Below are 24,148 nucleotides of genomic sequence, written 5' to 3'. Positions count from 1 at the left end.
TGGGCTTTAATTGTATTATTCATCTTTTAAACTATTGACAGGGTTAGCAACCGCCGCCCTTATTGCTTGTGAACTGACTGTAAATAGCGCAATGAAGACAGCTAAAAATCCTGTAATAGCAAACATCCACCATTGAATGTCGATGCGATAAGCGAAATCTTCCAGCCACATGTGCATCATCCACCAGGCAATAGGGGAGGCAATAATGATGGCAATGACCACTAATCGAATAAATTCAAAGGATAACATACGCGCAATATCAGGAACAGAAGCACCGATTACTTTTCGGATTCCAATTTCTTTTTTACGTTGATGCGTGGTGAAAATCGCCAATCCCAATAATCCAAGGCAGGCAACAAAAATGGTCAGTGACGCAAAGATAGTCAGTAATTGTCCGGTCTTAAGTTCCGACTGATAGGTCTGATTATAACGATCATCAAGAAAAGAATAATCAAAGGGAAGATCTGAAGGATATGCATTGTAATACTGTTTTACTGTTGCCAGTAATTTTTCCATGTCTGTCGCCTTAGTTTTGATAATCAGATTTCCTGCCTGATCATTCAATACCATCACCAAAGGAGCAATAGTTTCATGCAACGGTTTAAAATGAAAATCTTCAACAACACCGATCACCTGCAATACTTTATTATCCTTATCAGTTAATGTTCGACCAATGATATTATCTTTCCAACCTAGATTTTTGGCAGCAGTTTCGTTGATCACAACCGATAGACTATCATTGCCATAGTTTTTTGAAAAATTACGACCTTCTTTCAACTTCATACCCATGGTAGGAATGTATTGCTCGTCAACATCATAACGGAGAGTTTTTACCCATTGGTTAGGGCTCTCTTTTGGATAGATAAAAAAATTGTTATTGTAGGTAGCTCCCGCAGGAAGATAAGACGAGTGTGAAACATGTAGTACGCGGCTATCCTGAGTTAGGCGTTCAGCGAAATCTTTTTCGTTAGCTCCTAGAGGCCAGCTTTGAATAATGACAACATTTTCCTTGTCATAACCAAGTTTGATATGACGCATGTAGTCCAGCTGACGACTTACCACTACAGTGCTAAATATCAATCCGACTGAAACGATAAATTGAAATACCACAAGGCCACTTCTTAATCCCAGACCATTTCCAGAGGCGTTGAACCTGTTTCTTAAGATCATTATAGGATTAAATGATGATAAGTATAGAGCAGGATAACTACTGGAGAATAAACCGATCAGTAAACCAAATCCAAGTAATAAAGGAATTGTTGTGATGAAGGAAAGCTGTCCGATCTCCAAATATTTTCCCGAAAAGTGATTAAACAAGGGGAGTGCAAGTAATACAATAGCTATAGCTAATACTAAAGCAATATAAGTAGTCAGAATACCTTCGGTGAAAAATTGAATCAACAGTTTTTGTTTTCCAGCTCCTAATACTTTTCTTACGCCAACTTCTTTAAATCTTTTAGACCCACTGGCGGTCGATAGGTTCATAAAATTGATCGTAGCAATCAGGAGCATAAAGATGCCGATTACTCCAAAAATATAAAGGTATCTGATATTGCCAGACGGACTCAGGTCATATACAAAGTCAGAGTGTAGATGGATATCAGTTAAAGGCTGCAGATAAAGTCCGATCTTATTCCCGGTCTTTTTGTAATCTTCATAACTCATTCCGAAACCTGCCATAAACTGAGGTCCCACATGCTTGTCAAATAAGGTCGCGAGTTTAGTCTCCACTTGTTTAACTGTTACATCTTTTTTTAATAGCGCATAGGTATAATATTCCGAAGTCATCCAGGAAATAGATCGTGCATCTTCAAGCGCATCGATGGAAGTGAAAATATCAAAATTAAAATGAGAGTTTTTGGGTATATTTTTCATTATACCCGTTATTTTAAGAATTGTCCCATTTCCCTTTATTGGTAGTTCTTTCCCGATCACATCATTGGTATTGAAGTATTTACGTGCCATCGTTTCAGATATAATAGCAGTATTCGGCTCCGCTAATGCGGTTAAAGGATCTCCTTTCAATAAAGGTAATGTGAATATCTTGAAGAAGGATGCATCAACATATGCTAAATTGGCATCGTGAAAAACCTGGTTGCCTATTTGAAATAGCGGAACTCCTCCCATGCGTAAGCGAGCCGTTTCTTCGACATCCGATAATTCAGCCTTCATCGTTGAAGCAACAGGTGGCATGATATGAGCTTCCTTGATATCGCCACCCTTTACTTTTCCTTTAAAAACTACGCGAACGATGCGGTCAGCCTGTTTATTAAAACGATCATAGCTAAGTTCATCAGTGATATACAGACTGATGAGTAAGCAGGTCGCAATGCCTAAAGCTAATCCACATACATTGATTAATGAAATAGAAATATTTCGCTTTAAGTTTCTTATTGCTATTTTAATGTAGCTCTTGATCATGGCTGTAATTATTTAAGATGTTAACATTAATGTCTAAATTTTAGCTTTATTCATCGCGCAAACTCTCAACGGGATTGGCGTTTGCGGCTTTGATGGAATGATAGCTCATGGTAATAAATGCAATAAGCAAAGTAATCACTGCAGGAATTGTAAACATCCACCAACTGAGCGTAATTTTATAAGCAAAATCATTCAGCCAATGATTCATCGCCCACCAGGCAATTGGAGATGCTATCAGAATCGAAATGAAAATTAATTTGATGTATTCTTTGGATAGTAATGCAATGATTCCAGAAATTTTGCTACCCAATACCTTACGGATTCCAATCTCTTTTGTCCGTTGGGCTGTAGTAATCGTCACAAGGCCAATCAGTCCTAAGCAACTTAATAAAATGGTTATTGAGGTAGACAAATTGATTATTTTTGAAAACTTCGTATCGTTTTCATATTGATTTTTTATTTGCTGATCATAAAATTCGTATTTAAATGGAGCATTTGGATAGTATTTTTTCCATTCCTTTTCAATCTGTTGCAAGGCAGATGACCATTTTTCCTGATGATCCGGCAATTGAATACTCATATTCTTTAATTGTCCTTTTTTGTTTGAAGGTCTGAGCTCTAAAGGGCCAATTTTACTGTGCATATTTTTACTGTGAAAGTTATCAATCACGGTAACGATTTGTCGATCCTGATCATCTATTTTTACAAAATTACCAATAGCCTCTGATGCAGATTTAAATCCTAGTTTCTCAATAGCCACTAGATTTAGAGCAATACCTGAAGCTGTGTCCGATAGTTTAATCGCTCGACCAGCCAGTATATTGATATTGTATAATTTAAAATAGTCATCGTCTATAAACTTAAATTGATGATCCACCCGTACTTCTCCGGTATCACTTTTTACAACGATCGAATTACCCCAATGATCACCGCTCATCGGGAGATGCCCCAAAGAAACGTGTTTGATGACAGAAAGTCCTTCCAAAGCATGCTTATAGGTGAAGGGATCCGTATCAGCATTTTGAAAGCTTTTATATGGAAGCTGTAGCGTAATAATTGCTTCTTTGTTGAAGCCAAGTTTACTATTTAAAGAATGTTTAAGTTGCATTCCGATGATAAACGTGGAGACAACAAATATTTGAGCAATCACAAATTGAAATACAATAAGTGTTTTTCGTAAAGACAGGCCGCCCATTTTCACTTTACTGCCTCCTGTAATTTTGATAACTTCGGAGATTTTAACTCGATTAATGAGCATGGCCGGATACCAACTAGATAGTAGTGTGATTAAAATTGTCGTCCCGGCTATAAATGATAGAACCGTTAAGTTGTCAGCAAAGCTGTACATCTGCTGCGGAATGTAGGAACTTAAGCTCGATTGGATAATTTTAACTAGTGGCCATGATAACAAGAGTGCCAATATTGTGATGATAAATGTTTCGAGAAAGAAGATGACGGTTATTCTCTTTTGACTCTCTCCCAACGTTTTTCTGATACCTATTTCCTTTGCTCTATGTGGAACTTGGGCTGTCGTTAAATTGATATAGTTTATGCAAGCAAGTATCAGTAGAAAAATTCCGATGCCAATAATGCCATACATTGTTTTTTTGTCGCTACTTTTTTGTGCAAATGATGTGAAATGTAATTCAGATAGCGGAATTAAGTTTGATGACATACTGAAGCCGTATTTTTTAAATTCTTCATTGGTCATCTCATGGAATTTAGCATTAACCGATTTTAAAATGGGAGCAATAACGTTCGGCGATTTAACCTTAATAAACATCTGCCAATTGGAATTAGAATTTGTCCAAGTGGTACTTGTCCAATCCTTTGTCGGAATCTGCATAAATTCTTTACCGATAAAACTACTTGGGTAAGCTAGATCTTCCACGATTCCAGCAACTGTAAATAACGTACTGTCGTAGGATAAGGTTTTGCCAATAATATCTGCAAACGTGTTTTTCGGGAAATACAATTTTGCTCTTGATGCCGTCAAAACCACTTCATTAGGGTTCTTAAATACGATATCTTTATTTCCCTGCAACCAGTGATAATCGGTGAGTTTGAAATAATCTGGTGTAGTTCCAATAATTTCCTTTGGGTCTTCAAAAACTAATGCTTTACTATTCGGTAAACTAACCTTTTCAAAATATTCACTGAATACAGGAACAGATAATGCTACATCAGAAAAATTATCTTTTACAAAGGCGGGTAGTGGTGCAGGAATACCGTCAAAATGATCTGTTTTGTTGTTTTCAAGATAGCTCGTGTGGACTTTATAAATCAATTCCTTATCAGGATGTTTCTGGTCAAAACTAAATTCATAATTGACAATACGGAATATCACCCAACAGGCACTGATACCGATGGATAACCCTACAATATTAAGTAAGGTGAAGAGGCGGTTGCGCCATAATTGTCTAAATATTAATTTAAAATTGTTCATTATCGTAAGGTTTATTATTGATTTTACTAACAGAATCAATAGTGTTTTTTTTAGTATTGATTAAAAACGGTTTACTCATCTCGCAAACTTTCTACAGGATTTATTAAAGCTGCTTTTAGTGCTTGATAGCCTACGGTTACAAACGCGATTATCAGAGCAAATAAGCCAGCTATAGCGAATGACCATAATGGAAATGTAATTCTATCATTGAAATCCTGAAGCCAATGAGAAAATAACCACCAAGCTATGGGTATAGCAATAAATAAAGAAAGGATAATCAAAATTATAAAGTGGCCAGAAAGCAGTTGAACGATTTTAAAGGTACTTGAGCCTAAAACTTTTCGTACTCCAATTTCTTTTTTACGTTGTTGTGCAGTAAATGCAACCAATCCAAATAAACCCAAACAAGCAATAAAAATTGTTAAAATGGAGAATGTTGAAATAATATGATTAGTTCTGTTCTCTGCTGTGTAATATTTTTTGATATGTTCATCTAAAAATTGATAGTCAAATGCTGCCTCAGGAACCTGTTGTGTAAATAATTGTTGGATTTGGGTAATATAGGAAGATACGTTTTGTGTATCATAACGAACAAGTAAATAACGATAACTTTCAGTGGGGTTGTGCATACGGTAATATATATACCCACCAATGGATTCTTTTAAACTTTGAAAGTTAAAATTTCGAACGACTCCAACTATAATTGAATTTGAAGCCATTTCAGTCGGTATGATCTGTCCCACAGCATCGCTTGCATTCTTAAACCCTAAATAGGCAGAAACGACTTCGTTAATCAAAATATAGCAATTAGAATCTGTAGGAGCTAAGTTTTCCGGTAAATCTTTTCCCGCAATCAACTGTAGTCCTAGTGTGGGAACTATAGCTTCAAAACTACTAGAAGTCTTTATTGGTAGCCCTTCATTCGTATCGCCTGGTTTATGCATTGTTTTTCCACTTTCACCAAAACCAGGAAATGTTTGTAAAGTAGCGATACTGACAGTCCCCGTTAACTTTTGTATAGATTCTTTAATATTCTTCAGCTTGTCCATAGAAGGCACGGCGCGTATTGGAATCGTGACAATGTTTGTCGGCTGATATCCGAGATCTTTTCTAGAGATATGGCGCATCTGTAGCGAAATGATAATAACACCAATAATCAATATAATAGAGCAGGTGAATTGGAATATAACTAACCCCTTACGCAGATAATGGGTAACCTTACCTTGTGTAATGATATTTTTCATAAGAGACAGGCTCGGGATATTGGCCATCATAAAGGCGGGATAACTCCCACCTACAAGTGTAATAATTAGCCAAATAGTCAAACAAATTCCTATGTTTTCTAGCGTAAACAAGTTCGAAACAGCAATACCAGAACCAATCACATGGTTAAATAAAGGGAGAGCTACGAGAGCCAAAACTATTCCAAGGGTAATGGAGAGAAATGCAATAATTCCTGTTTCAATGTAAAATCGAAATTTGATTTGGTTACGATGAGCCCCCAATACTTTGTTAATACCAACTTCCTTCGCATTTTTTTGTGAACGAGCGGTCGCCAGATTCATATAATTAATACATGCGATCAGTATAATAAGAAAGGAAAGAAAAAATACTGTTTTTACAGTTTTCATGTTTCCTTCGCGAGTGGACATATTATCACGTAAATCCTGTGAGTTTAAATAAACTTGGGATAAAGGCTGTAAATAAAATTGAGTAAAATATTGATTTTCTTTTGGAATATATTTATCAATAAGGGCCGTTGTTTTTTTTGCTATTTGAGCGGGATCTGCATGATTGTTTAATAAGCAAAATGTGTAGTAGCTGGCATTTGACCAATAGAGATCTTTCCCCATCCAAGAATCCATCATATTCAAGAAAATATCACCTTCAAATGAACTGTTCGCTGGAAAATCCTGAAATACACCTGAAATATTTAAGGTATCTCGCTGATTGATGATGATTTTTTTATTTAATGCAGATCCTTTACCAAATATTTTACTTTTCTTACTGGATGAAATAACAACATTTTTTGGATTTGAAAAGGCAGTAAGACTATTTCCTTCTATAAATTCAACATCAAATACATTAAATAATGAGGAGTCGGTTAGGTAAATATTTTTTTCGATGAAATTATTATCATTAGCACGGACAGAACCAAACCCTGTAAAATCTAGCCTTACCAATCGGGCGGTTGATTTTACTTCAGGAATATCATCTTGCATTGCGGGACCAACCGCATTAGGAAGATTGCTCCATTTCTCATAATTATATTTCCCGTTGGACTCCAATAGAACACGATATATATTGGCTTCTTTCTTAAATTGCTTATTAAAACTTAATTCTTGGCGACCGTAAGTTATCAATAGGATAGCAACGGACAAGCTTATGGCTAAACCAAATATATTGAGAATACTGAAAAATCTATTCTTCCAAAGACTACGCCATGCGATTTTGATATAATTCTTTAACATAATATTTTTATAACACAGACTATTAAAACCGGTAAGTGCTTTATTTTTTATATACTACTCATTCCTTAGATTATCAGAGATATTTGAACGGGATGCTTTTACAATATGAATGCATATCGTACAGGCTGCGACAATAAGTAAGACAGCTGCCGATAGTACAAATTGCCACACACTAAGAGATATTTTATAAGCGAAGCCTTGCAACCAAGCATTTGTCGCCCACCAACCAAGCGGGATTGCAATCAATACAGCTAAAGCAACTAGACGTAAAAAATCTTTACCGAGTAACATTCCTAAATCGCTTAAGTCTGCTCCCAGAATCTTACGGATACTGATTTCTTTTGTCCTACGTCCAATTAAAAATGCAGTTAGCGCGAATAGCCCAATAATGGCCATTGCAATGGCTGTAAATCCAAAGAAGGTGACGATACGTTTTAAGCGCAGATGACTCGCAAATAGTTGTTGAAAATTTTCATCTAAAAAAGAGTGACGAATTCCTAAACCAGGTTCAATATCTTTCCATAGTTTCTCAATACCTGCAACCGTTTTGTGCGAGTCACCGCCAGAAAGTTTAACCAAAATCGCACCTCCTGATTGAAAAACACAAGCATCATTACCTATAGTGAAGACAGTCGGTTGTATTTCCTGCTCAAAGCCCAGCACATTAAAGTTTTTCACAATTCCTACCACCTCGATAGGAACACTATCACAGTCAGGGTAACTGATATATGCTCCGCCAGTATGTTTAAGACCTAATTTTTGAGCCGCGGCCTCATTAATAATAGCCGATCTTGTATGCAGGTCAGCATGACTGTCATTGAATGGCCTTCCGTCGACTAAATCAATGTTGAGCGTTTTAAAATAGTCCTGACTTACTTTGACCGACCCCAGGCGATAGGAAGCTCCTGCATGTTTAAAATTCATTGTCGATGTATCCGATAAAACATCACCAGGTACCTTGGTTGTTTTCGCGACAGACTGTACCCCTGGTATACGAAGCAGTTCATTTTTAACCTGGTCAAAGTTTTCGTCTCTGTTTTTCTGTATGAATGCTTGCACACGTAGTACCTGTTCACTCGAGAACCCTTTGTCTGACTGCTGCATGTAAGTCAATTGCCGATTAACAACTACAATACTGATAATGAAGAAGGTCGCCACCACAAATTGAACCACAATTAATCCGTTTCGTAAAGCAAGCCCTTGTTTTCCGGTTGAGTAATCACCTTTAAGAACTTTTGTGGTGTTATAGCGCGAGAGGAAAACGGCCGGATAAAGTCCGGAAAGCAAGGTGACAGTAACGAGGCAACCGGCAATCTGAGCAATTATTGACCACGAAGATCCTATACCAAATAAATTTAAAGAGACTCCGAATTCCTGATTAAAATAAGGTATGGCTACGCTTAAAAGTAGGAAGGATAAGAATAATGCGATGGTACATTGCAGGGCAATTTCCACCATAAATTGCCAAAATAAATTAGCACGGCTAGAGCCTAGAACTTTTTTGATCCCGACCTCTTTAGCGCGTCTCAAAGAAGATGCGATCGAAAGGTTACTAAGATTAATTGCTCCAGTAAAGAGAAGCAGTATAGCTAAAACCAATAAGATTGAAATCGTGCCAATATTGCTAGTTCCGTGTTTAGGGAAATTATGGATATCATGAACGGCATCGACAAAAAGACTTGTGCGATTGGCAGATTTGATATACTGATCATACGTCTTTCCTGTTTCTTTCATAAGTCTTTCCGTATAATAAATACGGTCTATTGCTGTCTCCAAATCATTTCCAGCTAGGATATCTTTGGTTTTAACATACGTATGGAAGGACCAATTTCCCCAATGATAGTTTTGTTTTTCAAATGGTGAACGGTATACGATTTCAATATTCAGATGAGTCGGCCCTTCTGGATTTTCCATAATTGCAGTCACCTCGAAATCAAATGAATTGAATGTTTTAATAGTCTTTCCTATTGGGTTTTCATTTCCGAAAAGTTTATTAGCCATCGATTCACTAATAACCATGGCATTTGGTTTCTGTAGAGGATTTAATGCATCTCCTGCTACAATCTTATATGGAAAGACTGAGAAAAAGAGTGAGTCTGCAGATATGGTACCACTTTGTGAAAATGTTTTTTCTCCTACAGAAAGAGGTACTTCAAAAGTAGCATCTGTTGAAATTTTAGTGCTAGATTCGATTTGAGAACCATTTTCAAGCAATAAAGTCGCTAAAGGTGCCTGTGTATTGGGAGAAATATCATTCTCGGCGTCACGAAGCGATACTTTATATACTTTTTCAAGTTCCGCATCCCAACGGTCATAATTAAGTTCATAGTTGAGGTATAATAAGATCATCAAGAAACTAGTTAGACCTACAGTGAGTCCAAGAATATTAATGGCCGAATACCCTTTGATTTTCCAAAGGCTACGTAAGGTTAGTTTTAAATAGTTCTTTATCATCTTAATTTATGTTGCTTCAACTGGTGTATTTTTTCTTACAACCCTGATTCAGTTTTTAGACTTGTTATTATAATTATTTATTAAAGTGATCAATTATAATGTTGCTGTTTCCATAATGACCTGTCCATCTAACATGCGGATCACACGATCGGAAAACTTAGCATCATGCTCACTATGTGTTACCATGACGATCGTTGTTCCAGCTTCATTCAACTCTGTTAATAATTGCATCACTTCGTTACCATTATTGGAATCTAAGTTACCTGTAGGCTCATCGGCAAGAATTAGTTTTGGATTATTGACCACGGCGCGAGCCACTGCAACACGTTGCTGCTGACCTCCAGACAGTTGTTGAGGGAAGTGATTGCGTCGATGCATGATCTGTACTTTCTCCAGCACCTCTTCAACACGACGTTTACGCTCTGCTGCAGGAACATTGGTATAAACTAGAGGAAGTTCTACATTTTCAAATACCGTCAATTCATCGATCAGATTAAAACTCTGAAAGACAAAACCAATATTATGCTTACGTAAATCCGAACGGCCACGTTCTTTGAATTTAGCGACTTCAATTTCATTAAATAAGTAGCTACCTTCATCCAAATCATCCAGAAGCCCGATAATATTGAGCAGCGTTGACTTACCACATCCAGAGGGTCCCATGACGGCAACAAATTCACCCTCCTTAACATGGATATTCAAATTGTTGAGTGCCACGGTCTCTACTTCTTCTGTACGATAGTACTTTTGAAGGTTACTGATTTTGATCATATTTTTTGTGCTCATATCTTTATGTATTGTTTGTAATTGTTCTATTTTATTATTGATCTCTTAATGAGTTTGTAGGGTTAGATAATGCCGCCTTTAAAGCTTGGCCTGAAATCGTTATGATGGCGATAACAAGTGCAAGTGCTCCACTGAGTAAAAATACTAGCCAGGAGATATCAATGCGATAACCATAATTACCTAACCATTGATTCATCATGTACCAAGCGATCGGAAAAGCGATCAGGCAAGATAGAAAGATGAGTATAATGAATTCACGATTGAGCATATTGATCAGTCGCGTAACAGATGCTCCCAATACTTTTCGAATACCAATTTCTTTTGATCGCTGTGCTGTTGCAAAAGCTGACAGCCCAAATAGACCTAGGCAAGAGATGATAATAGAAAGGATGGAAAACACTGAGGCTAGTTTTTGAATAAACAGTTCAGATTGAAATGTATTATTAAAAGAATCATCTAAAAACCGATATTCAAAAGGATAAGAGGGATTATATTTTTTAATAATTTTTTCAATTTGCTGAATAACGACCGGAAAATCAACACCATTTTTAGTTTTAATATTTAAGATTCCATTAGATGCAGAAAAAGGAATAAAAATAAGTGGCATTGGCGATGAATAGACACTGTTATAAAGAAAGTTTTTAACAACACCCGCTATTCGAAAGGATTCTGTTCCATAGGTAATCGTACTTCCTGCAACCATTCCATCTTTTTTGATCATTTTTGCGAGAGTCTCATTTACGATAATAGATGTACTATCTCCTAAAAAGTGTGGATTAAAGTTACGTCCATCTATCATTTTCATGTCCATGCTTGGAATAAAACCATCATCAGTTCGCAACATACTAATTAGAATACTGGATTTGGGATCTTTCCCTTCCCATTCAAACCCACTTGAATTGCTGCCGATATTTAAAACACTCATATCGCTAAGCCCTACATGTTCAATATTTCCTGTAGCTTTTAACTGATCTTTTATTAAATCAATATGTTTAGATAAATCACCTTGGAGATTGGTGGTAATGACTTGACTGCGATTATAACCTAAATCTCGACCTTTGGCATAGTTTATCTGTTGATAAATGATAATCGTACTTATAATAAGAACAATTGATGCGGTATATTGCAAAACTACCAATCCTTTTCGAATGAAAATTGACGCACCAGCTTTCTGCTTGTGTCCTTTTAACGTCGAAATAGGATTGAATGACGAAAGATAAAATGCAGGATAACTTCCAGCAAATATGCCACATGATAATACAATAGTGAGTAAAAATAATAGATGGTTTGTACTCAATAGATTTACTTCGAGTTTTTGATTGATAATACTATTGAATGGTCCAATGGATATGTAGATAAACACAATCGCCAATAATGCGGAAAGAAAGGCGAAGATCAAAGATTCTCCCAAAAACTGAGCAATTAAAGAATTTTTTGTTGCTCCAACCACTTTACGCATACCAACCTCTTTAGCTCTTTTTTCCGATCTGGCTGTAGCCAGGTTCATGAAATTAATGCAAGCAATTAGTAATACGATGCAGGCGACAAGACTAAATAACTTGACATTTTTAATCCCACCTTCTTTCTCGTTCCCATTTTGATCGAATGCATTGTAAAGGCGCCAGCGGTTCATCGGATAAAGGAAGTTCTTAGAAAATGTAACTTGGCCGTTTGTTTTATTTTTAACAAAGTCTAATAACTTAGCATTAATCTGATTAACATCAGCATTTTTCTCCAGTTGGATCAAGGTCATGATTCCATTATTACCCCATTCTTTTAACCATTCTTGTCCGGTCTCAAATTTTTTGAAAGGAATCATCCAATTAAATTTCAAACTGCTATTATTCGGAAAATCCTGGACAATACCAGAAACAATATACGATTCATTGTTACCGATATGAACAGACTTTCCAAGTGCGGGTTCATCCCCAAATAATAGCTTTGCACCATCCAAACTAAGAATAATATTATTAGGCTCTTTAAGTGCTTCAGAACGATTACCTTGTAGGAAATTTATTGATAATAAATCGAGAATTTCGGGTTCGGCATGATAACCATTTAGATAGAGATTATTCTCCCCATTTGAAAACAATAGGGAATTATTCGAGCCAACTCTTACTGCATGTTTTATACCTGGAATTTCTTTTTCAATAGCTTGGCTTAAGGTGCCTGGAGTTGATTCGAATACGAAAGTAGCACCATCATAAGTCTGTTTGGATTTAACAACATAGATGTCATCTATTTTCGTAAAGTTCTTATTATAGTTTATCTCATTTTCTACCCATAGAAAAATTAAAGCTGCTGCGGCAATGCCAATAGCGAGCCCAAAAATATTAAGAAAGCTGTAGCTTTTGGTTTTCCAAAGGTTACGAAAGGTGGCTTTTATAAAATTTTTAATCATGTCTTTAATGTATTAGAATGAGGTGTTAAACTATTGAAAAACACCTCAGAAATTTTCTCTTTACTTTTTTGGAGGATTAGCGCGAGCATCCTATCATAAGTTTTATTAGCGTTTAATATTTAACTCCTGTACTTTATCATAAGTCTCATAGCTGGATACAATTACTTTATCACCAGGTTGTAGACCTTTAATGACTTCATAATATTCAGGATTCTGTCTTCCCAGTTGAATATCCACACGGTAAGCAGTATTTCCATTTTTATCCAGTTTAAAGATCCAATTACCACCGGTCTGCTGATAAAATCCTCCTTTTGCAAGTAATACTGCTTTGGTCTCGTCACTCAAAGCCAATCTGATCTGTAAAGTCTGCCCCCTACGGATACCTTTAGGAACTTCATTGATAAATTCCATATCGACCTGAAACCGTCCATTTGTTACTTGCGTATATACTTTTTTGATTCTTAACTTATATGCTTTATCACCAATTGTGAATTCACCTTGAAGATCCGGGAAAATTCGATTGATATAATGCTCGTCAATATCCGCACGAACCTTAAATCCCGTAAGCACGTCGATCTGTCCAAGACGTTCACCTGCATTTTTATTTTGTCCAATCTCAGCGTCAAATGATGTTAATTGACCATCTACAGGAGAACGAACGATCAAATCGCCGATTTTTCTCTTCATCAATTCAAGAGCACTTTGTGTACGTTGATACGTTTCTTTATCCTGATGCGCTTTTTGATTGGTCGAAACCTCATCCTGTTTTAGGATTTGTTTTGTTAAGTTAACCCGTTCTTTTTGGTAGTTATATTCATTTTTTGATTTTTCAAATTCTTGTGATCCAATCGCTTTTTCATTCAATAATTTTTTATTTAATTGATATACACGTTCAGCCTCTTTATAAGCCTGTTCTACATCTGCCATCTGGTTACGGTTATTGATCGAAACCTGTTGTGCATTGGTTTGGGCAATCTGTGATTGTGTCAAGAGGTTTAAAACCTGTGTTTCCTGTTGAATAAGAGTAAGCTCCTGATCGGTATTGGACAACCGCATGATTGGATCTCCCTTTTTTAAGGTCGCACCATCTTCTACATATTTTTCCTCCACACGGCCTCCAACAGAAGCATCTAAATAAATACTGCTAATAGGAAGAACAGATCCATTGATTGGAATGAATTCCTGAAAATTGTCTTTTTTAATCTCAACGATGGAAATACGATCTGCTTCTACATTCAACTTACTGTTACCGCTTGTAAAATAAAAGCTTGCGGCTATAAGGCCGACCAAACCTGTAATTCCGACTAAGGTTAATATGCGTTTGTTATTCCACTTCTTCTTTTCTAAAGGTCTGTCCATAATACGTTTCAATTTTGTTATTATCTATGAAAGATGTGCCATAAATGTAATGCATTGATATTCATTTCATTATTGTGTTTTAGCTATTTGTTTAGTGTTCGTAATCGAACACTTATTGTTCGGCTGCGTACAACTTGATCACAAAGCCGTTTTTTATGGTGAACAATGAGTGTATTCTTGAAGTGTTCGAAAGCGAACACCTGCATGTACGAAGATGAACATATATCATTATTGGTTATTGTTATTTAGTTGATAATTAGTGATTTGTTTGTTTGGCATGGCCTGTGGTTAAAGATTTGGAAAATATGAAATATGAAACGAATCTTTATATACAGTTTGTGTTTTCTTTGTAGCTTGACTTTTGTCCGTGCACAAGTTCAACAGCGCTCGTTGAATGAATGCATACAGTTGGCTATAAAAGCAAATCCGGCTTTAATGCAGAATGAACTAGATGTAAGAAGGGCGGATATTAATTTGAAACAGGCAAAAGCGAATCGACTGCCAGATGTCAATGCAGGTTTAAATCACGGTTTTAGTACGGGGCGTTATTTGGATAAAACAATCAATCAATATACGACAACAAATAATTCTTCGGGAGGAGCTTCTTTAGGAGTAACTGTTCCTGTATTTAACGGATTTCGAATTTTGCACGACATACGTATGAAAGCTGATGCAAAAACTGCCAGCAAGTTGGAATTCGATTCGAGAATAAATACGCTTAAATTGGATGTGATCGAATCGTTTATTCAGATTTTGACTGCTCAGGATGTCTTGAAACAGTCCGAATTGCAAACAGAGGTAACAAGGGAACAGGTTCGTAGGGCAGAAGTACTTCATAAAGAAGGTGCAATTGCACCGGGAGATTATTTTGATCTGAAAGGACAATTGGCGAATGATATCAATGCAATTGAAAATAATAAACAGATTTTGTATCTCAATAGAGTGAGGTTATCTACTTTATTGAATGTAGATGAAACAAGTTTGGGCGAGTTGAAAGCGATCGAATTTAAACAGGATGCTGAAATTAAAACTGCAGCGCAATTGTTTGATGCTGCAAGTGAGAATTTGCCAATTATACCAGCACTGGATTGGCGGATCAAGGCTGCTGAACGCAATATTAAAGTGGTGAAATCAAATTATTGGCCATCCTTGTCTTTCAGTGCAGGTTTATCTACAAATTATTCAAACGGTGCTGATTTTGGTTATTTTAAGCAATTCAACAATAATTTAGGGAAGTCAATTGGACTCAATTTAAACATTCCGATCTTCAATCATCTCGCTGTATATAATCAAGTGAAATTAGCTAAATTAGATTTGGAATCTGCCAAATTTCAAAAAGATGTTAGTCTCAATGAATTACGTACCGAGACGGCTAAGGCTGTTTTTAATTTGAAAAATGTCAGTAATAACATCGTTCAATTGCAAGAACAGCAACAAAGTTATTCGGAATCATTTCGTATTGCACAGGTACATTTTGAGGCAGGAAATAGCAATTCCGTACTTTTCTTAACAGCAAAGAATAAATTGGACAGTAGTCAGATTCAGTTGCTTGTGAAGCAATATGAATGGTTGCTTCAAAAATATATCAATGATTATTATGCAGGCTCGTTGAATTTATAGTTATCTTAGTATCTGAATAAATGCATGCATGAGTATTCTTTTAGAATAATGAACAATAAATTACTCATGATAACCTCATTGCCAGTGCAGAACAAATTATTTTAATGAAAAAGTCAGCAGTTTTAGTCGTCGATGATGACCATGATTTATTAACAGCAGCACGCATATTACTCAAGCCCAAAGTGAGCCATGTGCAAGTAGAATCTAATCCAGAAAATCTCATGGGACATCTGGATAAGATGTCGTACGATCTGGTTTTACTGGATATGAATTTTAAAAGTACAATCAATACGGGTAATGAAGGATTGTTCTGGTTGTCACGGATAAAAGAAAAATATCCAAATATTCGGGTTATCATGATTACAGCGTATGGAGCTGTTGACCTAGCCGTGAAATCGCTCAAACAGGGAGCTTCAGATTTCGTGGTAAAACCATGGATTAACGAACATCTATTGGCTACAATAGAAAGTGCGCTGACAGAAAATAAAAATCAAGACAAAAAAGTTAAAAATTCGCTTTTAACGTTGGACGGTGTTCCCGATTTAATCGGGCAGTCGGTCGTAATGGATGAGTTGCAATATAAGTTAGAGAAGATTGCTCCGACAGATGCAAACATATTGATTTTAGGAGAAAATGGTACAGGAAAGGATCTGATCGCACAGGCCATTCAGAAACGTTCACTTCGTGCCAATGATGTCTATGTGAAAGTTGACGTAGGCTCTTTAACGGAAAGTTTGTTTGAAAGCGAATTGTTTGGATATAAAAAGGGAGCTTTTACGGATGCACGGGAAGATCGTCAAGGTCGGTTTGAAACAGCCAATGGAGGGACTTTGTTTTTAGATGAAATTGGAAATATCTCGCTGCAGCAACAGTCTAAATTATTGACCGTCCTTCAAAATCGTTATGTGACGCCATTAGGATCACATCAGATGATTCCTGTCGATATCCGCCTCATAACAGCTACAAATGCTGGCTTGAAAGTACTTGCGGATGAAAATAGGTTCCGAAAAGATCTGATTTACCGGATCAATACTGTAGAAATACAGGTTCCACCTTTACGACATAGGGGACATGACATTCAACTTCTCGCAGAACATTTTTTAAACGTTTATGCTAAGAAATATAATAAACGGATTGACGGATTTGAAGCAGATGCCATAAAAAAACTCTTTTCTTATCATTTTCCGGGTAATGTACGAGAATTACAATACAGCATTGAACGCGCGGTGATTATGGCCGACCAAGCGAGTATTAGCGGTAACGATATCTTTTTTTCCCCAATTGAGCAACAGCCCGAAGAAAGTTCATTTGACACGAGCATTGCTGGTACAAATTTGGAAGAATTAGAAAGAAAAGCGATTAAAGCGGCGATAGACCGATTTAATGGAAATATAAGTAAAGCAGCAAAGGAGTTGGGACTGACACGGGCAGCCTTATACAGAAGATTGGAAAAATATGATATCTAAAGAATGAAAGGTAATCGATTCTTTAATCTAGTTAAATTACTGATTTTGTTGGCAGGATGTGTGATCGATGCCTTTCTGGTGTTTAAGGGTTTTTATACCTATGCTGTTTTGATTTTTATTCTGCTTGCCTGCTTAGCTTACAGCATCTATCAGCAAATCCACTTTTTATCGCAGCAAGTGGTCGAGTTTTCCGAGGCGGTGAAATACCATGATTTTACACGTAGATTCGTTGTTAAAAATGCGAAATCAACGGAAGGTAGACTTTTTACCTCTTTTAATCAGATTAACGACACCTATAAGGAGATCAGCATGGATAAGGAGATCCAGCATCAATATCTCGACAGGGTTATTAATATGCTAAATTCGGCTATTATATTCTATCAATTGGACAACGGAAAAGTGATGTGGGTAAATGATGCTTTTAAGCAATTGTTTCATATGCCGCATCTAGGAAATATTTCTGCCCTGAAGAAAAAACACGAAGAATTGTACGAAAAGACCATGCGTTTGGATGTTGGACAGCAACAAATGGAATCTGTACAGTCAAAAAAAGGAAAGATAAAGTTGCTTATTCAGAGTTCCAGCTTTGAAACACAAGACGCAGTCTTTCGGATTGTCGTCTATCAAAACATCAATGAAGCGATGGATGAGACCGAAACGAAAGCCTGGCAAAAGCTTTTAAGGGTGTTGACGCATGAAATCATGAATTCAATTGCTCCGATCAGTTCGCTAGCAGAGACTTTAAACGGAAGGCTAAATCATTTCAGAGGACAGGAAGATATAGAGGATTTAAAAGTAGGAATTTCGACCATCCAGCGCAGAAGTCAGGGACTTTTGCATTTCGCTAAAAGCTACAGGATGATCAATAAGGTCGACGAGCCTTTGCTGGTTCCCATTTCTGCGGCACAGCTTTTTGAACATATTTACCAATTATTGGAACCGACAATTCTTCAAAAGAATGTGGATGTAGATATTATTCTGAAGAATACGCGCTTGGTTCTTCACGCTGATGTTAATCTGATTGAACAGGTTATCATCAATTTGATGTTAAATGCTATTGACGCAGTTAAATTAAATGACAATCCATATATCAGTCTTTCTGCCATAGAAGCCGACGGTAAGATACAGGTAAGGATTGAAGATAATGGAATTGGTATACCCAGTGATTTGCAAGAACAAATTTTTACACCATTTTTTACAACAAAGAAGACCGGTACAGGTGTTGGCTTGACATTGAGCAAGCAGATCATGCTGTTGCACAAAGGGACGATTTTTGTTAATAGTGAAGAAGGAAAAGGAAGTGTTTTTATTTTACAGTTTTAAGTTATTTCTTGCTATTGACTCATTTTATCGCTAACAGTTCTCCGCTGGTTAGTCCTATGTTTCTGTGTTTTATCATCAACCATTCACGAATGTTCCATGTGAAATATTTCCTGTTTTATATCTTTTTAGAGAAACGAAGGTAGATCATGTTGTTTCTTAATAGGAAATATGTGTAGGCCTTATTATTATTTTCTAAAGGATTTATAGAGCTTTTCTAGAGGTTTGATAGAGGGTTTATAGAGCTAAAGCTCTATAAACCCTCTATTAATACTAAGTAAAATTAGTATAAACGCTAAAGAAATGTCCAATATGCTATACAGGTGATCCAAATATGTATAACTCTATGTACATTTGTTCTCGAAATGCAGTTTTATCTAAAATATTTACGCCATTACTTAATCTCTCATAGTCGTCATGGGACTCATTCACCTTTTGTATATAAATTGGTTGATGAAGTTCTTTATCGAAAACCTACTGTTGAACAGTTGGATGCTGTACCATTATTTTATAAGAGAGCAGGGAAGAGGGCTATTAAAAAATATTTATTTCTAGAACGTTTTTTTGGGACATTTGCCTTTAAAACCTTTAAAATAAGAGGTAAATTGGTCCAGCAGGATCTTTTAGAATTGTTTGGGCAAATTAGAAGAGATGACTTCCCTAGAGTTATTTATTATATTGATACCGATGAGGATTATCTATCTGTATTGGATGATGTTGATGAACATGCTATTTTAATCATTGAAGAGCCACATGCTTCTAAAAACCATGAAAAATACTGGAACCTACTAAAACAAGCTGAAAAGGTAGTTGTGACTATTGATCTTTTCCATTTAGGATTGGTTTTTTTTAAAAAAGGTCAAAGAAAAGAAGATTTTGTCATTCGTTTTTAGAAGAAGGGGTATTTATGAAATTGATCATCTCTTATTAGGAAAAGATGATCAATTAATTATTGGTATTTTATTTTAAAATGCTTCGCTAAGAGAAAGGTAGAATCCCGATTGTCTTTTTTCTCCAGGCCTCTGTTCACCGTAAGCGTAATCAATTCGAATATTACTATTATGTTCTAAGCTGAAAAAATAACGAAATCCTCCTCCATACGATGGAATAAATCGAGCATTATACTCTTTTGAAAAGACAGATCCCACACCTGTAAAGGCTGCTGCTGCAAATCTGGGATGAAAGCGGTAACGTAATTCCGCTTGCGATGCCAGGTAGTTCTTATCTTTATACCGACCGATATAATAACCCCGCATCATCATGTCTCCGCCTAAATCTCTATAGGCGTAATATGGAATGGTTTTGCCAAAGGTAGATCTATAAATAGCCTGAGCAGCCAATGTTAGTTTGGGATGAATAGGAAAAAATGCACGCAGATCAGCGTCAAAATTGCCACCTTCAAAATCTTCTTTTGTCCATAGTTTTGGAGCATAAGCTAGTTTAGCTCTTGCGTAATATCCTTGAGTCGTGTAAGATACATTGTTTCTGCTGTCAAATAGCTGTGAAATACCCAGCAGTAACTGCTGTCCACCATTTTTTCCTAGTAACGATGCGTCGTCAAAGATACCGTCTATTTCCTTGTCCTTAAATTGTACATAGTCATATTGTATATTGACACCAGCATAATATTTGGACGCAATTCTTTTTTCTACTTCTAATTTGACACGGAAAAGTTTCTGACTGATAAGATCTTCGTCAGCTTTTTTTGTATCCATACCTATACCATAGTAATTCGAGGGCCAATTGCGGTACCGGATCTCTGAAATAATATGATAATCATTATTATCTGTCCAAATATCAGCCTGTAGTTTAATATTTGATTGTTTTTTAGTTGTATAGGTACCCATTAATAAAATGTTTGATGACCTAATACTTGAATCTTTTTTGTTAAAATAGAAATTGTAATTGCTGGCGATGCCATATTCAGCACCTGTTTCTTGCGCATAACCCAAAGCCGGCAATACCATGAATACGCCAGATCTTGTTGAGTCCTTTGAGGTCGAAAAAACTTTTTTTGTAACTTTTTCTATTATATTTTGAGCTTTTACAATATGTGTATCGGTGATGAAAACAATGAATAGTATTGAAACTAGTATTTTGATCACTTTACGCTGATCTCGATTTTGCATGGCCAAACTTAGATAAATTTGTTTTATTTACAATTTTAATTGCGTCATATAGATAACAAATTTATCGATTAACATTTATTTTTTAGGCTTTATGTTTGCTGTTCTGTTCTTGATCCCGAGCTGTCAAGGATAATAATCTAGTAGATGAAATACCGAATTTTGCACCAGCGTTATTAATTGTCTTATTTCGCTTGAAATTTATTTATCTGCGTATCAGTAGTGTTGTGAAAAAGTAGCGTTTTTTTTAAAAAAATATTTTTGTAATGTGGGTTTAGTGTATATCTTTGCATCAGCAAACAAGGAAATAGCGATGCTAACACAGAAAGTTTGATAGTTCTTTTAAGAGTGAAAAAAAATAAAAAAAAAGCTTGCAAGTGTCAAAATTAAAATAGATATTTGCACTCGCTAAACAAAAGAAATTGCGTTTGGAGATTAAAAAAGCTTTTAAATAAAGATGCCTCTTTAGCTCAGCTGGTAGAGCAACTGACTTGTAATCAGTAGGTCATTGGTTCGATTCCGATAAGAGGCTCAAACATAACTTTAGAGTTATGGGGGGGTTCCAGAGCGGTCAAATGGGACGGACTGTAAATCCGTTACTTCGGTTTCGAAGGTTCGAATCCTTCTCCCCCCACACTAAGCAGTTAGCGTACTGTTGGTGACGAAAGTCTAAGAAAAACGCAAAAAAAGCGAAAGTAGCTCAGTTGGTAGAGCGATAGCCTTCCAAGCTATAGGTCGCGAGTTCGAACCTCGTCTTTCGCTCAAATTTTTAAGTCTTGATTTTTAGTCTCTGTCTTCTTTGATAATATTATATCTAAAGGTGGGGGCATTAATCTGTAGATAGGATTTTCGAAAAGCCGAAGTAGCTCAGGGGTAGAGCACTTCCTTGGTAAGGAAGAGGTCGTGGGTTCAAATCCCATCTTTGGCTCGTACAACATTGTATAACAAGTATAGAAATATTTATAATTACTAATTCGCATAAACATGGCAAAAGAGAAATTTGACCGTAGTAAACCACACTTAAACATTGGTACAATCGGTCACGTTGACCACGGTAAAACTACTACAACTGCAGCTATTACTAAAGTATTAGCAGACGCAGGTTTATCAGAAGCTCGTTCATTTGATTCAATTGACTCTGCTCCTGAAGAAAAAGAGCGTGGTATCACTATTAATACTGCACACGTTGAGTACTCAACTGCTTCACGTCACTATGCACACGTTGACTGTCCAGGTCACGCCGATTACGTGAAAAACATGGTAACTGGTGCTGCTCAGATGGATGGCGCTATCATCGTAGTTGCTGCTACTGATGGTCCTATGCCTCAAACGCGTGAGCACATCTTATTAGGTCGTCAAGTAGGTATTCCTGCTATTGTTGTTTTCTTAAACAAAACTGACTTAGTAGATGATGAAGAATTATTAGATTTAGTTGAAATGGAAGTTCGTGAATTATTATCATTCTACGATTATCCAGGAGATGATGTTCCAGTAATTAAAGGTTCTGCTTTAGGTGCTCTTAACGGTGAGCCTGAGTGGGTTGCTAAAATCATGGAATTAATGGATGCTGTTGATAGCTACATTCCAATCCCTCCACGTTTAACTGAATTGCCTTTCTTAATGCCAGTAGAGGATGTATTCTCGATCACAGGTCGTGGTACAGTAGCTACAGGTCGTATTGAAAGAGGTGTAATCAACTCTGGAGATCCAGTTGAGATCTTAGGTATGGGTGCTGCTGAAGGTTTGAAATCTACAGTAACAGGTGTTGAGATGTTCCGTAAAATTTTGGATTACGGTGAGGCTGGTGATAACGTAGGTTTATTATTACGTGGTATTGAGAAAACTGATATCCGTCGTGGTATGGTTATCGTTAAACCAGGTTCAGTAACTCCACACGATTACTTCAAAGCTGAGGTTTACGTATTATCAAAAGCTGAAGGTGGACGTCACACTCCATTCTTTAACAAATACCGTCCTCAATTCTATTTCCGTACAACAGATGTTACAGGTGAAATCACTTTAGCTGAAGGTACTGAGATGGTAATGCCAGGTGATAACGTAACGATTACTGTTAAGTTGATCTCTGCTATTGCTATGGAAAAAGGTTTACGTTTCGCTATCCGTGAAGGTGGTAGAACTGTAGGTGCTGGTCAGGTAACTGAAATTTTATAGTCTTTAAAGATTCTAGAATCACATATAATAAGCTAATCAGTTCATACTGATTAGCTTATTTTTTCAGTCTGAAATATTGATTAAAAAACAATAAAAAAAGATTAAAAAAATTTGCAGGGAATAGTTAAAAACACTATATTTGCATCATTAAAATAAGATAATACACGGGAATAGTTCAACGGTAGAATAGAGGTCTCCAAAACCTTTGATCAGGGTTCGAATCCTTGTTCCCGTGCTTAATAAATAAACTGAAAATGGCAAAAGTACTTGATTTTTTTAAAGACTCTTATGTCGAAATTACAGAGAAGGTTACTTGGCCTACTTGGGGTCAATTACAGAACTCCGCTGTGATTGTACTTGTTGCTTCTGTTATAATAGCATTATTGGTTTTTGTAATGGATAAAGCTTCAAGTAACGTATTAGAGTTATTGTACGGTATTGCTTCTTAATTTCATCAAACATTATTTATGGCAGATCAAAGTTTAAAATGGTACGTAGTTCGTGCAGTGAGTGGTAAGGAGAAGAAGGTAAAGCAATATATCGATGCCGAAGTTAGCCGTTTAGGAATTGAGCATTTGATTACTCAAGTGTTGATTCCGATGGAGAAGTACTATTTGATGCGTGATGGAAAGAAAGTGGCTAAAGAGCGTAACTACTATCCTGGATACGTTTTGCTAGAGGCTGCTTTAGATGGTGAGTTGGAACACATTATAAAAGGAGTTAATAGTGTCATTGGATTTTTAGGGGATAAAGCAGGTAATGCTATTCCGTTGCGCCAAGCTGAGGTTAATCGTATTCTAGGTAAAGTAGATGAGATGGCTGAGCAAGGTGAGACAATTAATGTACCATATTACGTTGGTGAGACAGTGAAAGTGAATGATGGTCCATTTAATGGTTTCACAGGTGAGATCGAAGAAGTTCATGAAGATAAGAAAAAACTGATTGTGATGGTGAAAGTTTTCGGAAGAAAAACACCATTGGAATTAAACTACATGCAAGTAGAAAAAGAATAATAAAAAGAGCAAAGCACAACTTTGCTCTTTTTATGTTAAAATAAATTTGCAAATAGATTTAATTCTATATATCTTTGCACCTCATTTGGTGGT

Annotated in this window: 15 protein-coding genes and 5 tRNA genes; 12 read left to right on the top strand and 8 right to left on the bottom strand. The window is 36.4% G+C overall.

All coding sequences use genetic code 11. From position 1 onward, the window contains the following. Positions 1-15: 15 nt before the first annotated feature. The 7 genes from M2265_RS12665 to M2265_RS12635 all read right to left on the bottom strand — a co-directional run bounded on the left by M2265_RS12665 (position 16) and on the right by M2265_RS12635 (position 14,338). Complete coding sequence (locus M2265_RS12665; protein WP_132773483.1) at positions 16-2,421, bottom strand: ABC transporter permease; 2,406 nt, start codon at positions 2,419-2,421, stop codon at positions 16-18. A 46-nt stretch (positions 2,422-2,467) separates the two neighbouring features. Further along, a complete protein-coding gene (locus tag M2265_RS12660) occupies positions 2,468-4,867 on the bottom strand; it encodes an ABC transporter permease (RefSeq protein WP_132773485.1) in 2,400 nt (799 codons plus the stop codon). A gap of 71 nt (positions 4,868-4,938) precedes the next feature. Next, entirely contained in the window at positions 4,939-7,338 is a 2,400-nt protein-coding gene (locus M2265_RS12655; protein ID WP_132773487.1) for an ABC transporter permease, read from the bottom strand. A 54-nt stretch (positions 7,339-7,392) separates the two neighbouring features. Beyond that, entirely contained in the window at positions 7,393-9,792 is a 2,400-nt protein-coding gene (locus M2265_RS12650) for an ABC transporter permease (RefSeq protein ID WP_132773489.1), read from the bottom strand. Between the two features lie 93 nt (positions 9,793-9,885). Then, positions 9,886-10,563 (bottom strand): ABC transporter ATP-binding protein, encoded by a 678-nt coding sequence (locus M2265_RS12645; protein ID WP_132773513.1) that lies wholly within the window; start codon positions 10,561-10,563, stop codon positions 9,886-9,888. Positions 10,564-10,612: 49 nt separating this feature from the next. Next, a complete protein-coding gene (locus tag M2265_RS12640) occupies positions 10,613-12,979 on the bottom strand; it encodes an ABC transporter permease (protein ID WP_132773491.1) in 2,367 nt (788 codons plus the stop codon). Positions 12,980-13,084: 105 nt separating this feature from the next. After that, positions 13,085-14,338 carry an efflux RND transporter periplasmic adaptor subunit gene (locus M2265_RS12635; RefSeq protein ID WP_132773493.1) on the bottom strand — a complete coding sequence of 418 codons (1,254 nt, stop codon included), beginning with the start codon at positions 14,336-14,338 and terminating at the stop codon, positions 13,085-13,087. A gap of 312 nt (positions 14,339-14,650) precedes the next feature. Between M2265_RS12635 and M2265_RS12630 the strand changes: the two genes are divergently transcribed. The 4 genes from M2265_RS12630 (at position 14,651) to M2265_RS12615 (ending at position 19,637) form a co-directional block, all read left to right on the top strand. Further along, the gene (locus M2265_RS12630; RefSeq protein WP_132773495.1) at positions 14,651-15,958 is read left to right on the top strand and encodes a TolC family protein; all 1,308 of its coding nucleotides are present in this window, start codon (positions 14,651-14,653) and stop codon (positions 15,956-15,958) included. 104 nt (positions 15,959-16,062) lie between these two features. Continuing rightward, positions 16,063-17,424: a sigma-54-dependent transcriptional regulator gene (locus tag M2265_RS12625; RefSeq protein ID WP_132773497.1), complete on the top strand. Its 1,362-nt coding sequence runs from the start codon at positions 16,063-16,065 to the stop codon at positions 17,422-17,424. Between the two features lie 3 nt (positions 17,425-17,427). Then, positions 17,428-18,747, top strand: coding sequence for a sensor histidine kinase (locus M2265_RS12620; RefSeq protein ID WP_021191053.1), 1,320 nt, complete (start codon positions 17,428-17,430; stop codon positions 18,745-18,747). A gap of 362 nt (positions 18,748-19,109) precedes the next feature. Then, a complete protein-coding gene (locus M2265_RS12615) occupies positions 19,110-19,637 on the top strand; it encodes a hypothetical protein (RefSeq protein ID WP_031288932.1) in 528 nt (175 codons plus the stop codon). Between the two features lie 72 nt (positions 19,638-19,709). Here M2265_RS12615 and M2265_RS12610 read toward each other — a convergent pair whose 3' ends face one another. Then, complete coding sequence (locus M2265_RS12610) at positions 19,710-20,873, bottom strand: BamA/TamA family outer membrane protein (RefSeq protein ID WP_132773499.1); 1,164 nt, start codon at positions 20,871-20,873, stop codon at positions 19,710-19,712. 456 nt (positions 20,874-21,329) lie between these two features. Between M2265_RS12610 and M2265_RS12605 the strand changes: the two genes are divergently transcribed. The 8 genes from M2265_RS12605 (at position 21,330) to nusG (ending at position 24,055) form a co-directional block, all read left to right on the top strand. Next, positions 21,330-21,402, top strand: a tRNA-Thr gene (locus tag M2265_RS12605). Positions 21,403-21,423: 21 nt separating this feature from the next. After that, positions 21,424-21,504 (top strand) — tRNA-Tyr (locus M2265_RS12600). Between the two features lie 55 nt (positions 21,505-21,559). Continuing rightward, positions 21,560-21,632 (top strand) — tRNA-Gly (locus M2265_RS12595). 94 nt (positions 21,633-21,726) lie between these two features. After that, positions 21,727-21,798 (top strand) — tRNA-Thr (locus M2265_RS12590). A 56-nt stretch (positions 21,799-21,854) separates the two neighbouring features. Then, the gene (gene tuf, locus M2265_RS12585; RefSeq protein WP_132773501.1) at positions 21,855-23,042 is read left to right on the top strand and encodes an elongation factor Tu; all 1,188 of its coding nucleotides are present in this window, start codon (positions 21,855-21,857) and stop codon (positions 23,040-23,042) included. A 164-nt stretch (positions 23,043-23,206) separates the two neighbouring features. Continuing rightward, positions 23,207-23,277: transfer RNA gene (locus M2265_RS12580), tRNA-Trp, on the top strand. 19 nt (positions 23,278-23,296) lie between these two features. Next, entirely contained in the window at positions 23,297-23,491 is a 195-nt protein-coding gene (gene secE, locus M2265_RS12575; RefSeq protein ID WP_031288930.1) for a preprotein translocase subunit SecE, read from the top strand. Positions 23,492-23,509: 18 nt separating this feature from the next. Continuing rightward, a complete protein-coding gene (gene nusG, locus M2265_RS12570; RefSeq protein WP_132773503.1) occupies positions 23,510-24,055 on the top strand; it encodes a transcription termination/antitermination protein NusG in 546 nt (181 codons plus the stop codon). The last annotated feature ends 93 nt before the right edge of the window (positions 24,056-24,148 follow it).

The organism is Sphingobacterium kitahiroshimense (genome assembly GCF_025961315.1).
Classification (GTDB): Bacteria; Bacteroidota; Bacteroidia; order Sphingobacteriales; family Sphingobacteriaceae; genus Sphingobacterium; species Sphingobacterium anhuiense.
Note: the sequence above shows the minus strand (reverse complement) of the source record. Positions and strands in the feature narration are given on the sequence as shown.